11 protein-coding genes and 1 other RNA gene are annotated in these 14,675 nt (G+C 43.2%); 3 read left to right on the top strand and 9 right to left on the bottom strand.

Translation table 11 applies throughout. The annotated features are described in order from the left end of the window. Positions 1-4: 4 nt before the first annotated feature. The 9 genes from D8790_RS00765 to D8790_RS00725 all read right to left on the bottom strand — a co-directional run bounded on the left by D8790_RS00765 (position 5) and on the right by D8790_RS00725 (position 9,696). Entirely contained in the window at positions 5-730 is a 726-nt protein-coding gene (locus D8790_RS00765) for a hypothetical protein (protein WP_260470251.1), read from the bottom strand. Between the two features lie 151 nt (positions 731-881). Beyond that, positions 882-1,772 (bottom strand): hypothetical protein, encoded by an 891-nt coding sequence (locus D8790_RS00760; protein WP_125387232.1) that lies wholly within the window; start codon positions 1,770-1,772, stop codon positions 882-884. A gap of 112 nt (positions 1,773-1,884) precedes the next feature. Beyond that, a complete protein-coding gene (locus D8790_RS00755) occupies positions 1,885-2,862 on the bottom strand; it encodes a hypothetical protein (RefSeq protein ID WP_260470250.1) in 978 nt (325 codons plus the stop codon). A 75-nt stretch (positions 2,863-2,937) separates the two neighbouring features. Further along, positions 2,938-4,287: a hypothetical protein gene (locus tag D8790_RS00750; RefSeq protein ID WP_125387230.1), complete on the bottom strand. Its 1,350-nt coding sequence runs from the start codon at positions 4,285-4,287 to the stop codon at positions 2,938-2,940. A gap of 596 nt (positions 4,288-4,883) precedes the next feature. Beyond that, on the bottom strand, positions 4,884-6,233 hold the full coding sequence (locus D8790_RS00745; protein ID WP_007519938.1) for a glucose-6-phosphate isomerase: 1,350 nt from the start codon (positions 6,231-6,233) through the stop codon (positions 4,884-4,886). A gap of 526 nt (positions 6,234-6,759) precedes the next feature. Beyond that, positions 6,760-6,845, bottom strand: an RNA gene (ffs, locus tag D8790_RS00740) — signal recognition particle sRNA small type. A gap of 38 nt (positions 6,846-6,883) precedes the next feature. Then, positions 6,884-7,351 (bottom strand): tRNA adenosine(34) deaminase TadA, encoded by a 468-nt coding sequence (gene tadA / locus D8790_RS00735; RefSeq protein ID WP_185761880.1) that lies wholly within the window; start codon positions 7,349-7,351, stop codon positions 6,884-6,886. A gap of 182 nt (positions 7,352-7,533) precedes the next feature. Next, the gene (locus D8790_RS00730; protein WP_125387228.1) at positions 7,534-8,190 is read right to left on the bottom strand and encodes an HAD family hydrolase; all 657 of its coding nucleotides are present in this window, start codon (positions 8,188-8,190) and stop codon (positions 7,534-7,536) included. Between the two features lie 213 nt (positions 8,191-8,403). Next, positions 8,404-9,696, bottom strand: coding sequence for an adenylosuccinate synthase (locus D8790_RS00725; RefSeq protein WP_125387227.1), 1,293 nt, complete (start codon positions 9,694-9,696; stop codon positions 8,404-8,406). A gap of 302 nt (positions 9,697-9,998) precedes the next feature. Here D8790_RS00725 and gshAB point away from each other — a divergent pair, with 302 nt between their 5' ends. The 3 genes from gshAB to D8790_RS00710 all read left to right on the top strand — a co-directional run bounded on the left by gshAB (position 9,999) and on the right by D8790_RS00710 (position 14,602). Then, positions 9,999-12,251, top strand: a complete 2,253-nt coding sequence (gshAB, locus tag D8790_RS00720) for a bifunctional glutamate--cysteine ligase GshA/glutathione synthetase GshB (protein WP_185761898.1) — start codon at positions 9,999-10,001, stop codon at positions 12,249-12,251. A 224-nt stretch (positions 12,252-12,475) separates the two neighbouring features. After that, on the top strand, positions 12,476-13,321 hold the full coding sequence (locus D8790_RS00715) for a hypothetical protein (protein WP_125387225.1): 846 nt from the start codon (positions 12,476-12,478) through the stop codon (positions 13,319-13,321). Positions 13,322-13,345: 24 nt separating this feature from the next. Further along, positions 13,346-14,602, top strand: a complete 1,257-nt coding sequence (locus D8790_RS00710; RefSeq protein WP_125387224.1) for a toxic anion resistance protein — start codon at positions 13,346-13,348, stop codon at positions 14,600-14,602. The last annotated feature ends 73 nt before the right edge of the window (positions 14,603-14,675 follow it).

Below are 14,675 nucleotides of genomic sequence, written 5' to 3'. Positions count from 1 at the left end.
TATGCTATTTAGACTCTTGAACTTTATTCAGATGAAATTGTCCATCCTTGCCCTTGACAAAGTTTAAATGGAAGAAAGTTTTATCCTCTGCCCTATAGCCCATAGACATACTGTAATATCCTTTCACCACTGCTTTGTAGTAGTTGTTGGGACGTCCCAAATGTTCTATCACTTCTAGATCGGTGATACCATTTTCTTCATCTGACGTCATTCCCTTAAAGAAGGAGAGCCGTTCCCCTGTCAAATCCCTATTTTGATAAATATTATAAGCCATGCTGGTAAGATGTAGACCTGAACCAAAATCCCAGAATTGAAGGACGGCAAAGCCTCCTCCCTTCAAATCATAGATCAGTGATAATAATTTATCCTTCTTGCCAATCACCGTTTCATCGCTGCTTTTAGCTAAACCATGTTGACGAACAAAATTGGATACTGTTATATTTTTATCCTCGTCCTCTTCAATCTTATACTTTATAAAATCCCTTGGTTCCCAATCCAAAACTTCGGCATTTGAAGAAGAATATTTTGCTTCTGTTCTTACAAACGTATTCTTTCTGTAAGAATTGGTCCAATTCCCGATTAAGACAAGTAGGCCGATAACAAGGCCAATCAGGGCTAGAGCACTCACTAGCTTGAAAAATGGTGATTTGTGTTTAAACTTTGCGGTTCTCTTAAAAGTTGACTTTGATTCTTGTCTTGTGCCTTCCTTGAGGTTTGTTTCAGCTAGCAAACTAGCTCCTTCCTTAGACTCTTGCTTTAAGGATGCCCTAGTTCTGCTAAATTTTCCCTTATGTTCCCTTCGTAATTTTTCTAGATCTCTTTTTCCCCATTCTTCTATCCTTATCTATGCCAAAAAAATCTGCGCTCTCCAGTCTAGGCTCTCAGACTGTGCTTGTCATCATACTTTTTAGACGGTAAAGCCCATTCACTTCGTAAAAAAACAAAGAAACAGTCATATTGTCTGTGGTTGAGTAACTTAGACTAATTGAATCAACTTCCCCCTTAACTGGTTTAAAAGCATAAATAGTTTTAGGCATCCCCAGTTCTTCTATGGCTTGCTTGACTTCCATTCCTTCTCGATCACTTTTGGGAATGAGCGACCGATAATCATCAACTGTCTTCGTAATCGATGCCTCAGCATTCTGGAGGAAATCGGCAGATACCATAGAGAGCTCCATTCCTCCTCCAGTACTCCTAAGATGCATATTAACAACTCCTTTTCTTCCTGTTAGCTTGTATGAAAGCAGCACCAGTTGACTATCTTCCACGCGATTATCTATGCTACCGGAACTAGCTTTTCCATACTTCTCGACAACATCCTGTGGAAGCACATTAGGTTCTTTCATCGTTTTTACCATCTGTAGTATATCTTCTATTTGAAAGTCTATTTGTCGATTCTCGTCAACAAGATTAGAATCTGCCTCAGTCAGCTGCTTTATCTTATTTTCTGATTCTGTCGGAACAGTATTAACAGACGATACAGCCGATTGATTTCCTTCTGACTTAAAAGTTGGTCGCATATACATCATCAAGAAGCTAATCAGTCCCACTAGACCTGCGGCAATCAGTAAGAGTGAAGCATAACGTGATAGCCAAGACTTTGCTAAAAACTGGCCATTAGGTTTGCCTGTTGACTCTGTTCGCCGCTTTTCTTTACTTGAAAACTCAAAACTCGACTCTCGAGAGCCATCATGAGAGAAGGCTCTCTGCTTTTTTTGGTCTAAACTTGACCTTTTTCCCCAATCTCTTTGGACTTTTCTTCCTTTTCCCATCCTCATCTCCTCCAAGGAACCTAAGTTCCTCTTGCTTTTCTAGTAATTCCTGTCTTTCCGCTAAAAACAACTTCTGCTAAATAAGCCAAGCTCTAACACCAAGCACTTCCTATCAATAGACACTCTTCCGAGTCAACTCATAGTCACCTGTTGGACTTAAGACAAACTCTAAATAGAGATATCTTCCATCTTTTAGTTTATATTTGATGTAAACTGTCGTTTGATTCTTATAGTCCGCCGACTTATTGATAACTTGTGGCACACCAAATCGTTCTAATACTGCTTGTAAATTTTTACTTGGTGCTGATTTATCCACAGTAAAATCCTGAAAATCTTCCTCAGTCCATAAATCCGAATGAGTTGATTGAGACTGGCTAAGCAATCCTTCCCCTCGAATTGTATTCAGTCGATACTGATCTCCGATAAGGTTGAAATAGAGCTTGACAATTTGCCCTCCACCTGATGAGAGATAAAAAAGGTAGAGAGCCTTTTCTTCTCCATCTTTGGCCACACTTCCCGAACTTGCTTTTCCATATCGTTCAGCAATTTCCTCTGCTGTCGGAGACAGTTGCTCACTCGCCCCTTGCCCAGGCGAAGAAACGTGCAGAGCTAGGACATCCTCGAAAGTCCAAGTCATATTTTCTGGCTCCTTGTCAGCACTAGAAGCCGACGATGCCGACTCCTCTTGATCCGAAACTTCCCATTCGCTAGACGAGTCTGCAACGTAAGCAGAAGCTATATTTTCTTGGCTCGATTCCCAGCTTATTTGGTCAATACTTCTGTCATGAGTGCCCATATTTGAAAGAAAACGATAGAGCAAAAGAAAGACTAATGATAGCAAGACCAGACTCGCCAAAGCAGCAACTAGAAACTTAACATTCCCCTTCTTTCTTGTTCTAAGCCTCTTCGATTTCCAACCAGTTTTGACTCCAAACTGCTTCTCTCCTAGCTTTTCTTTCCTTGATTCTTCCTTTGTCTCTTCGAGGGCAGCTCCTCCCCGTTCCCACTGATTCTTGACCGACGAAGTGTTTCTAGCTTTAAACTTGGATTTGTGCTCCCGCCTCAATGCCTCTAAATTTCTATCTTTCACCTTTTCACCTATCAACTAAATACTTGATTGCTCATTCCCTTTCTACAAACGGTTGATTCTCCTGCTAGGCAAGCGCTACTGAGCGCCTGCATCTCCCGCTTCATTTCCCAGACCCGAACTCTCTGTTAATTGATAGCTCTGAGACTTATTATTTTCAAAAGAAAAACCGACTTCCTGCCCATCCTCTAAACGGTAATAAATCGATAAAGTAGCATTGCCAAAGATTCTCCCATTCCAATCAAGGCGCTCTGGAAGTCCCAACTGACTGACAATCTCCTGATAGGTCTTCCCTTTCTCTATACCAGTAAGTTCTTGATGAGTAAGTTGAGCATTTCGGTTTGGCAAATGCGCACTACTGAGATGAACACATTTTAGGGATTGCAACTTAGGAGTTTCAGAAGAACCAAAATGGCTCTTAAAAGAGAGGCTGACTTTCGCTTCCGTCCCCGCTTGTGAATAATCTAGGGCTATCGTCTTGATTGGGGCATCTTGGTCTATTTCTTTACCAGACTCAGCTTTCCCTAACTTTGCAACCACCTCGTCGACCGTGGTCAGATTTGGAACCGATGAAGTGAAGTCTGAGAACAAAGAAGTGACATCATCATAGGTAATATGAAACTGATACTCCTCTTTTTTAGCAATCCATTCTGGACGATTATCAGATTTTAAGTCTTGATCTTTTCTATATGAGTCTAACATAAGAGAAATATCTGCAGCCTTTTCTTTATCTTTTACCTTTTCCATCTCTAGCCATGCTCTTCCAGCGTTAGCCAAAAAAGTCAAAATCCCCAAACTAGAAAGTACCATCATCCATATCTTAGAAAAGAATCCTCGTTTTTTCTTCTTAAACTCTACTTTATCTATCTCTCTAGTAAGCTCATTAGAGGATATTCGCGGAGAAAGCTTTGTCTGCTTTGATTCAACAAGGCCTGACACCGGCTGGCTAGCTTGATTTCCACGATGGACTTGGTTTTGTTTTTTAGCTTTCAGTGATTCTAAGCTAGAAATGAGACGCTTCAGCTCTCTCTGCTTTAATTCCAACAAATTCTGTGACAGAAGCGACAGAGGCTCTTTTACCTGCTGAGCTCCTTCCAACTGCTCAGAAAACACCGGCTGGTCTTGATAATTTATTTTAGTCCCATAGCCGGTTTTGTCCTCTATCGAAAAGACGGCAGACGGCTCATTGCTTGAGCTCTCTATTAGAAAGGCCGCTTTTGATGGAGGCGAAACAGATGGACGAGGATGATTTTCTTTTGGTCCTCCCTGCACTTCTTTCAGTCCAGCAGATGGTTTGATATGTTTGTCTTCCTTGGTTTTCCATTTGGATAGAAAGGATGGTTGGCTATTTGCTGGCTTTTTCGTTTGAGCCTTCTTGAATTTTGATTGATGTTTCTGCCTCAAAGCTTCCAGATTTCTCTTTCCCATAACTCCTCCTCATCTATTGACTCTTCTATCATTGAAAAGACGACTTTATTAACAGTTCACACTGCCTCTTCGCTGAATGCTGCTATTCTCTTTTCTATAACCATACCAGTCAAATAGCTACGCAAACTATCAGAATTTCTACCTTGTGTACTTAACTGTTTCAAGACAATAGCCTACCCTGAAACTTGTCATGCTAATATAACTTTATTCCAGTATATCATATTTTGAACGGGCTTAGCTTGAAAGCACACAAGCAAAAAGGCACGAACTCTCGCCCGTGCCCACAAAACCAACTATATATGACCATTTTTATTTCACTTTTTCAGCCAATAATAACTTCATCAGGACTCCTTTTCAATCTTAGTCCTCTGCTTTTCCAGATCCATCAAAATAGCAGCAAGTTCAACTTTCTAGATAAAAGTCTATCACATTGCTACTGCATCTTCTCTGATTGTAACATATAATCAGGGAAAGGAAAACCATCGCTGAGTGGACAAGTAAGGAAAAAGCCAGATAGCAGGCTGGCTAATAAAGCATGGTAACAGTTGATTTTTAAAAGAGCAAAAAACCTCCCCAAAGGGAGGCTGCGTTCTATATTACAAACGTGCGTTGAGTTCTTTGCTCAATTCTTCAAATCCTGGTTTACCAAGAAGGGCAAACATGTTGCGTTTGTAGGCTTCAACACCTGGTTGGTCAAATGGGTTGATAGCATTCAAGTAACCTGAAAGGGCGATGGCCAATTCGAAGAAGTAGATAGTGTAGCCAAGAGTGAAGGCATCTTGCTCTGGAAGAGTCACGTACATATTTGGTACATCACCGTCTGTGTGGGCAAGAAGGACACCGTCAGTCGCTTTTTTGTTTACAAAGTCAACGTCTTTTCCTTGAAGGTAACCAAGTCCGTCAAGGTCTTCTTCCAAAGTAGGGATAATCACGTTCTTACGTGGTTTGTCAACACGGACAACTGTTTCAAACATGATACGAGTTCCCTCTTGGATAAATTGACCCAATGAGTGCAAGTCAGTTGAGAAGTTAGCTGAAGTTGGGTAGATCCCTTTTTGGTCTTTCCCTTCTGATTCACCAGCCAATTGTTTCCACCATTCTGAGAAGTATTGAAGTGATGGCTCATAGTTTACCAAGATTTCAGTTGCATAGCCTTTACGATAAAGGATGTTACGAACTGCTGCGTATTGGTAAGCTTCATTTTCTGAAAGTTTATCTGAAGTGTAGTCTTTACGAGCTGCGTTAGCACCTTCCATGAGGGCCTTGATATCAGCTCCTGATGCAGCGATTGGAAGCAAACCAACTGCAGTCAAGACTGAGAAACGTCCACCGATGTCATCTGGAACTACAAATGTTTCCCAACCATTCGCATCTGCTTCGACCTTAACAGCACCTTTTTGGCGGTCAGTTGTAGCGTAGATCCGTTTGTTGGCTTCTTCTTGACCGTATTTCTTAACCAAGAGTTCTTTGAAGACACGGAAAGCGATCGCTGGTTCTGTTGTTGTACCTGATTTAGAAATCACGTTTACTGAGAAGTCTTTATCAGCTACATACTCTACCAAGTCAGCAAGGTAAGTAGATGAGATTGAGTTTCCAGCGTAAAGGATTTGTGGAGCTTTGCGTTCTTCTTTTGTTTGCAAGTTAGCAAAGTGGTGGTTCAAGAAGTCGATAGCTGCTTTGGCACCAAGGTAAGATCCACCGATACCGATCACAACCAAGACATCGCTGTCTGACTTGATTTGCTCAGCAGCCTTCAAGATGCGGTCAAATTCTTCGCGGTCATAATTTTCAGGAAGGTCCAACCAACCCAAAAAGTCGCTACCAGCACCAGTTCCTTTACGGATCAATTCGTCTGCTGCTGTTACTTGTGATTGCATGTATTCCACTTCATGTGGGGCAACAAATTTGTCCAAAACTTTTGAATAATCAAATTTAATATGTGACATGATATTCCTCCATTTTTTCTTCCACTCTATCATATCGCTTTCATACTTTTTTAGCAAGTAATTCCTTCAATGAAAACGCTTTTAGTTGATATTTTGTTAAAATTTTTACAATTTTGCAAATCCTTGACTAGAAGCGAACGCAATCGTTTGCGCAATCTGCTATTTTTACCAAAAAATTCCTGCTCTCAATTTCATGAGCAGGTTGAGAGGTTCAGCGTCCTTTGGACTTGATTCGGTTTACAAGGATTAACGTATTCCCACCTTAACTAAATATTAGTCAAGCAACTTAACGCAGTAGCTGATTGGCTATTCTTTCGCTTTTCAAGCTTGGAAGAAAGCCTAATTAGCCTTGCGGGGGTGGAACTACGAACAAAAGTTCTGTTCTACTCCCAGCTATTGCTCTAAAATTCGTCTGCGTCCTATAGGCTTGATTTTGTAGTTTTCGGAACGTAGTTCTCGCTTTGCTCAAACTGCGTCAATGTATCTAAGTTCTTCTGCACCCTTTGGACTTGATTCACTAAGGTACATAGAAAAAGAGCACACAGTTCAAATCGCTTAGGGCTGCTGGATTCCTCCCCTGACCCGCTTCACGCAGAACTGTTGCTCCACTAATTAGTATAACACAAACTTTCTTTTTTGGCTAATTTTCTTTACTTTTTCCTGCGATTTCTGAAAAAGTTCTGCATAATCGCCGCACATTCTTCTTCTAAAAGGCCGCTTTCAACCTCTACGCGATGATTCAACCGCTCATCCGTTAGGATATCGTAGAGACTGCCCCCAGCCCCGAATTTCTGGTTTTTCGCTCCATAGATCACCTTTGGAATCCGAGCCAGACCGATGGCGCCACTGCACATGACACAGGGCTCAATCGTGACAAAAAGCGTCGTATCCAGCAGGCGCCAGCTATTTTCATGCTGATTGGCCTCCTCAATCGCCATGATTTCCGCATGCATGACCGCCCGCTGCAGCTCCTCACGCGCATTATGCCCGCGTCCGATAATCCGACCATCCTTGACCAAAACACAGCCAATCGGTATTTCATCATTGGCGAGGGCAATCTCCGCCTCCTTCAGCGCCTCCCTCATAAATATTTCTTTTTCCTCTATCGTGTAATCCATCTCTTCCCTCTTCCTTTTAGTTTCTTTGTTCATTATACCACAGGCAGCTTATGACTCACAAAAAAGCCGCCGATTGGGCGACTCTTATTGGGAGATTATTATGAAAAAGTTTAGGAGGTTTAAACAAAGTTAGGAGGTCTTTGTTTATGCTTCTAGTATAGCTGGCCTATCTTAAATAAAGCTTAAGCTCTCTGAGTATTGATAATTTTAGCAATTTCTCCAACTTCTTGGGCAATATAGGTGGCTCCGGCTTCTTCCAATTCTTCCCTGCTACCAAAGCCATAAAGAACACCGATAGAATCAAGCTTTTGCGCTTGAGCGCCAAGCACATCATGCTCCCTGTCTCCGATCATGATGGTATGCGCCAAATCTGTAATCCCATTTTGCTCTAAGGCATACTGGATAACATCGCTTTTTTTACTACGTTTTCTATCCATGGTCGCACCAGCAACAAATTCAAAATAATCATACAAGCCAAAGTGCTTGAGAATCTGAATGGAAAATTCTTCAGGTTTTGACGTAGCTACAATCAACTGTTTGCCAGCCTGCTTCAGAGAAGCTAGCAAGTCAGGAACGCCTGGATAGACCTCATTTTCATAAAGGCCTTTTTCAGAAAAGTACTCATGATAGTAGTCAATGGCCTTTAAACATTCTTCCTTAGAAAATCCATAAAAGCGCTCAAAAGAATCCTGCAAGGGCGGACCGATAAAAACTCTCAATGCCTTCTTGTCTGGCACTTGAATCCTATATTTTCCTAAGGCATAGGCCACTGAGTTGGTAATCCCTAGTTCTGAGTTGGTCAAGGTACCGTCTAGGTCAAATAAAATCGTTTGATACATTTTTCCCCTTTCTGCTTTCAAAAAGAGGCTGGGACAGAAGTCCTAGCCTCTCAATTGTCTTTGGATTGTCGAGCAAGACGCAGTGGTTGAGTGGACTCTACTATGCTGATTTCATCAGCTTTTACAGTCCTACTCAACTGTGCGGAGGTGGGACGACGAAATCGAATTCTAACGAATTACCGATTTCTATCCCACTCTCTTGTCTTCATTTGCTTATAAACTAGACCAAACACTTTCCAAGATATTGGTTTGCTCGCGACCTGGTCCGACTGAGAAAGTCGAAATGCGGACTCCAACCAGTTCGCTGACACGGCGAACATAATTGCGGGCATTTTCTGGCAGGTCTTCTAGACTGCGGACACCAGTGATGTCTTCTGACCAACCTGGCAATTCTTCATAGATTGGCTTGCAGCGCTTGAGCTGCTCCAAACTTGCTGGATAATGGTCGATTCGCTCCCCATCCAAATCATAGGCCACACAGATTTTGACTGTATCCAGACCACTCAAAACGTCAATAGAGTTGAGGGAAAGATTGGTAATGCCTGATACGCGGCGGCTGTGGCGCATCACAACGGAGTCAAACCAGCCCACACGACGCGGACGGCCCGTCGTTGTACCGTATTCATGGCCCACTTCGCGGATACGGTCGCCCACTTCATCAAACAATTCAGTTGGGAAGGGACCATCACCGACACGGCTCGTATAGGCCTTGCAGACACCAACTACCTTGTCAATCTTGCTTGGACCAACACCTGAACCAATCGTCACCCCACCAGCAACTGGGTTAGATGAAGTTACAAACGGATAGGTACCTTGGTCAATATCCAGCATGACGCCTTGAGCCCCTTCAAAGAGGACACGCTTGCCTTGATCCAGCGCATCGTTGAGGATGACAGATGTGTCGGTCACATACTGCTTGATTTGCTGACCGTATTCATAATATTCTTCAAAAATATCGTCAACGCTCATCGCTTGGCTATCGTACAATTTCTCAAAGAGGCGGTTTTTCTCAGCTAAATTCCGCTCCAAGCGCTCTCTAAAAATGTCTTTATCCAAGAGATCAGCGATGCGGATACCAACACGCGCAGCCTTGTCCATGTAGGCAGGACCGATTCCCTTGATCGTCGTCCCGATTTTATTGTCGCCCTTAGCTTCCTCTTGCAGGCGATCTAGCTCGATATGGTAAGGCAGGATGACATGGGCACGGTCTGAAATGCGTAAATTATCTGTGGTAACACCTTCTTGGTGCAGATAAGCCAACTCCTTGACCAGAGATTTAGGATTAACCACCATCCCATTTCCGATTACTGAGATCTTTTCTGGGAAGAAAATTCCTGACGGAATCAAGTGCAATTTATATTTTTTCCCGTCAATCACAATCGTATGTCCAGCATTGTCACCACCTTGGTAGCGGGCAATCACTTCAGCATTGGCCGAAAGGAAATCCGTAATTTTCCCTTTTCCTTCATCTCCCCATTGGGTTCCTACAACAACAACTGATGTCATAATTTCGTCTGAGCTGCGAGAGCTCTTCCTTTCTTAATCTACAAGGCAGGAGTTTCACCTGCAAACGTATCTTACACTTTATTATAAGAAAATTTTGAATTTTTTTCAAGATCAGGTATCTTTTAAATTTGGATTTTCACTTTTGAAAGCGAATAATTCTTTTTAAAATTTTTCATTTTCACGAAATATATCCAACAAATGGCGATAAAAGTTCGGGAATTCATCAAAAACGTAGTGAATAGTTGTTTTCTAGCCTTTTTTATAATAGACTGAAAGTACTATACTAAGGACGGAAAAACATGATGACTATTGATCGTTTACTCGAAAAGCTAGACCCTGCCAGCCCGATCTTACAGGCGACTTTTGGACTGGAAAGAGAATCCCTGCGCGTGACAGAGGCAGGTACACTGGCATCAACTCCCCATCACAGCTCTTTGGGCTCTCGGAGTTTTCATCCCTATATCCAGACGGATTTTAGCGAGCAACAGCTCGAATTAATTACGCCCATCGCCTCTTCAACTCAGGAAGCCCGTCGCCTACTGGGTGCCATCACCGATGTAGCTGGACGCTCCATTCCCCAAGATGAACTCATGTGGCCCTTGTCCATGCCTCCCCAGCTCCGAGAAGACGAGATTGAAATTGCCCACCTCGAAAATACCTACGAACTCCATTATCGTCAAGGTTTAGCAGAAAAATACGGCAAACGGCTCCAGACCATTTCCGGCATTCATTACAATATCGAGTTAGGAAAAGATTTGATGGCGGCTCTCTTTGAAGCCAGCGACTTTTCTTCCTTCAAGGTTTTTAAAAATGCTCTCTATCTCAAATTAGCTCGCAATTTCCTCCGTTTCCGCTGGTTCTTGACCTATCTTTATGGTGCGGCTCCACTAGCAGAAGCTGGCTTTTACGATGAGTCAGTTGAGGCTCCTGTTCGCTCACTCCGCAATAGCCATCACGGCTATGTCAATGAGGAGCATGTTCATGTGTCATTTCGCTCGCTGGAAAGCTATGTTTCGGACATCGAATCCTATGTCAAGTCTGGCGACCTAAGTGCAGAAAAGGAATTTTACTCGCCTGTGCGCTTTCGCGGTCAAAAACGAAATCGAGATTATCTGGAACAAGGCATTACTTACTTGGAACTGCGCTGTTTCGACCTCAATCCTTTCGACGTTTTGGGCATCAGTCAAAAAACCTTGGACACAGTCCATCTCTTTCTCTTGGCTCTATTGTGGCTGGATGATGTGACAGATAGCGATACACAGCTACAAGCGGCTCATGCTCTCAACGATGCCGTTGCTTTGGCTCACCCCTTGACGCCTCTACCTGCAGGGGCCGACAGCTCTGCTATTCTCCAAGCTATGGAAAATGTGATCCAGCATTTCAATCTCCCTGACGCCTACCGTCAATTGCTAGCACAAGTCAGAGCTACGCTGGCTGAGCCCAAACGGACTCTGGCAGGGCAATTATTGCCTCATATTGAGAAGAATTCCCTCTCAGCATTTGGACTGGCAAAAGCACGGGAATATCGAGATTACGCCTGGACTGCGTCTTACGCTCTCAAGGGCTATGAAAAGATGGAACTTTCCACTCAAATGCTGATGTTTGACGCTCTCCAGAAAGGCCTCCACCTCGAAATCTTAGATGAAAATGACCAATTTCTCAAGCTCTGGCATGGTCAGCATGTTGAGTATGTCAAGAACGGCAATATGACCTCTAAGGATAACTATGTCATCCCTCTAGCCATGGCCAATAAAACAGTCACCAAAAAGATTTTGGCTGCAGCTGACTTTCCTGTTCCGGCTGGGGCGGAGTTTTCTTCTCTCGAAGATGGTCTGGCCTACTACCCTTTGATTAAAGATCGACAAATTGTCGTCAAACCCAAGTCAACCAACTTTGGACTAGGCATCTCTATCTTCCAAGAACCGGCTAGTCTGGAAGCTTATCGCAAGGCTTTGGAGATCGCTTTTTCAGAAGACGCTGCTGTCTTAGTCGAAGAATTTATCGCTGGAACGGAGTATCGCTTCTTTGTCTTAGACGGTCAGTGTGAGGCAGTCCTCTTGCGAGTAGCAGCCAATGTCGTTGGAGACGGTCAACACACCGTGAGAGAATTGGTTGCCATCAAAAATGATAATCCGCTGCGGGGCCGAGACCATCGTTCACCGCTCGAAATCATTGAACTGGGAGACATTGAGTTGCTCATGCTGGACCAGCAAGGCTATGGACCAGATGATATCCTGCCTGCTGGTGTCAAGGTTGACTTGCGGCGCAATTCCAATATTTCTACTGGCGGCGACTCGATTGACGTCACAGACAGCATGCACCCATCTTATAAAGAACTAGCTGCGGACATGGCAAAGGCTATGGGAGCTTGGGCTTGTGGCGTTGACCTAATCATCCCTGACAGCTCTGCTATTTCCACAAAGGAAAATCCCAACTGCACCTGCATCGAGCTCAATTTCAATCCCTCTATGTATATGCACACCTATTGTGCTGAGGGGCCGGGACAAAGTATCACCCCTAAAATATTGGCCAAACTTTTCCCAGAAATGGACTGATAAAACAAGAATCGCAGGGGATTCCTTGCGATTTTTGCTTGCCCGCTTGTGATAAAAAAGAACTCTTACACTTGCTTTTAGGAAAGGAAGCAAAGCTCTTTCTTGATGAGGCAAATATTCTCATCAAATCTAAAAGTGCGGCTGAATATATCAATCTTTCTCCTTCAAAAACCAGCTTTTATGTTAAAATAGAGATATCACATTGAGAAGAAAGAGAAAGGTTCATGTCGAGAAGAAAGAATTATTCTAACCAGCAGCCGGAATGGTTTAGCTGGATTTGGATACTTGCAATTATTTTTGGTTTTGGAGTCGTAGCCAGCTATCTGATCCCCATTGCTATTTTGGGAGGTATTGGCTACGGAATCTATCGCTACCAAAAGCAGAAAAGAGTTCGTATTGAAGCTAAACAAGCTAGCATTGGCCGTATTGAAGATTTAAAAGCAGAGATTGGGCAGGCTGACCGCCGTATTAAAGAATTAGAAAGCTACCAAGAATACGGCAAGAAGGAAGATTACCAAGATTTGGCCCTGCAAATTCTTCCCCAACTCACCTATATCAAAAACGTTGCTAAGGAATTGCGAGATGAAATTCCTGCCTCTGTCTACCAGCGCATTCAGACTAAAATTACGACTGTAACCGAGGAAATTGATAAACAACTGCAAAAGATTGAACGAGAGAAAAGGCAAAAGGAAGCGCAGCCAAAGAAAACGAGTCTAGAAGAGCTAGCCCCAGAATTGGTCGCTACGGTTCGCAATATTCAGATTGACCACGAGGCCATTCTTCAAAAAATCTCTCAATCCGAAAGCAATAACAAGGAAGAACTGACTGCCATTCATCAGTCCCAGATGGAGCACTACGAAGATATTTTACAAGGCTACCTCAAAATCAAAGCCTCTCCCAAAGATTTTTATAATGCCGAGGAGCGGCTAGCCAAAGCCAAAGCAGCTATCGAGCAGTTTGACTTGGATCTAGACGAGGCGCTGCGCCAATTAAATGAAGCTGATTTGAGGGATTTTGACATCAGCCTGCGTATCCTAGACAAAGAAAAGCAAACAGACACCGGCTTTTAAGCTAGATAAACCAAAGGAGAAACTATGAGCCAAGAATTTAATTTTGACATTGATAAAATTGCTAACAATGCCATCAGTAAAAGCGACAAAACAACAGAAATCATCGAGGCCAATACGACTCAAGAAAATGGCCAGCTAACTTTTCTAGAAAAGCTGACGCCTGAGCAACAGAGTGCGATTACGGCTAAAGCGCCTCAGCTGGTGGATAATTTCGTATCGGACCAGAATGCCTTGCTGGACTTTGGCCAATCTGCGGTCGAAGAAGTCAACGGCACTGTCAATCGTATCTTAGCCGAGCAGAAAAAATTACAAATTCCCCAGGTAGATGAGCTTTTAAAAAATACCAACAAGGAACTCAATGGCTTTGTTGCAAAATACAAGGATGCTCAAGTAGCAGAATTGGACAAGAAGCCTAATTTCTTGGAAAAACTCTTCAAACAGAGCAAAAACACTCTTCAAGAATTCTATTTTGACTCACAAAATATCGAGCAGAAAATGGATGGCATGGCTGCAACCGTCGTCAAACAAGAAGATGTTTTGGCTCGCAATATTGTTTCTGCTGAAATGCTGATTGAGGACAATACCAAATCGATTGAAAATCTAGTCGGAGTCATTTCCTTTATTGAAGCGTCTCAGCAAGAAGCTGGCAATCGAGCGCTCAAGCTACAGGCTGAAGTTGCTCAGTTAGATATGACAACTGTTGACTACCAAGTCAAATCGCAGGAATTAGCCCGAATGACAGAGGTGGTCAATACCTTAGAGCAGCAACACACTGAATATGTCAGCCGTCTCTATGTTGCTTGGGCGACAACGCCTCAAATGCGTAATCTGGTCAAGGTTTCCTCTGATATGCGCCAAAAACTTGGAATGCTCCGTCGAAATACCATTCCAACTATGAAACTGTCTATCGCCCAATTAGGCATCCTCCAGCAATCCATGAAGTCTGGTCAAGTAGCTGACGCCATCTCTAATGCGAATAACGCTGCCCTGCAAATGCTCGCTGAGACCAGCAAGGAAGTCATTCCTCAGCTGGAGCGGATTTCCCAAAGCCCTACTATCGCTGTTGAGTCTGTCACTAAGCTGGCAGAAAGTCTCGTCGCACAAAATCAAGGCATTATCGAAGCCATTGATAAAGGACGGGAAAAACGCGCTCTGCTAGAAGCAGCGGTCATCCAATCCGCAGAAACTATCAACAACTCTGTCAAACTGCGTGATCAAAAGATTATCCAAGCCCTGCTGGATCAAGGCAAGGAAGCCCAGAAAGAATTAACTTCAGAATAATTAAAAGAGCCTAGATGGCTCTTTCAAATCGTAGACAAACGTCAAAATTGATGTTTGTCTTTTTGTATTTTCC

This window comes from Streptococcus cristatus (assembly GCF_003943535.1).
In the GTDB taxonomy this organism is placed as follows: Bacteria; Bacillota; Bacilli; order Lactobacillales; family Streptococcaceae; genus Streptococcus; species Streptococcus cristatus_L.
The sequence above is the reverse complement of the archived record's forward strand: the minus strand, read 5'-3'. Positions and strand labels throughout refer to the sequence as shown.

Coding starts and splice junctions, on each gene's coding strand:
- D8790_RS00760 (WP_125387232.1), bottom strand. CDS start 1,772: ATGGGAAAAGGAAGAAAAGTCCAAAGAGATTGGGGAAAAAGGTCAAGT.
- D8790_RS00750 (WP_125387230.1), bottom strand. CDS start 4,287: ATGGGAAAGAGAAATCTGGAAGCTTTGAGGCAGAAACATCAATCAAAA.
- D8790_RS00745 (WP_007519938.1), bottom strand. CDS start 6,233: ATGTCACATATTAAATTTGATTATTCAAAAGTTTTGGACAAATTTGTT.
- tadA (WP_185761880.1), bottom strand. CDS start 7,351: ATGGATTACACGATAGAGGAAAAAGAAATATTTATGAGGGAGGCGCTG.
- D8790_RS00730 (WP_125387228.1), bottom strand. CDS start 8,190: ATGTATCAAACGATTTTATTTGACCTAGACGGTACCTTGACCAACTCA.
- D8790_RS00725 (WP_125387227.1), bottom strand. CDS start 9,696: ATGACATCAGTTGTTGTTGTAGGAACCCAATGGGGAGATGAAGGAAAA.
- gshAB (WP_185761898.1), top strand. CDS start 9,999: ATGACTATTGATCGTTTACTCGAAAAGCTAGACCCTGCCAGCCCGATC.
- D8790_RS00715 (WP_125387225.1), top strand. CDS start 12,476: ATGTCGAGAAGAAAGAATTATTCTAACCAGCAGCCGGAATGGTTTAGC.
- D8790_RS00710 (WP_125387224.1), top strand. CDS start 13,346: ATGAGCCAAGAATTTAATTTTGACATTGATAAAATTGCTAACAATGCC.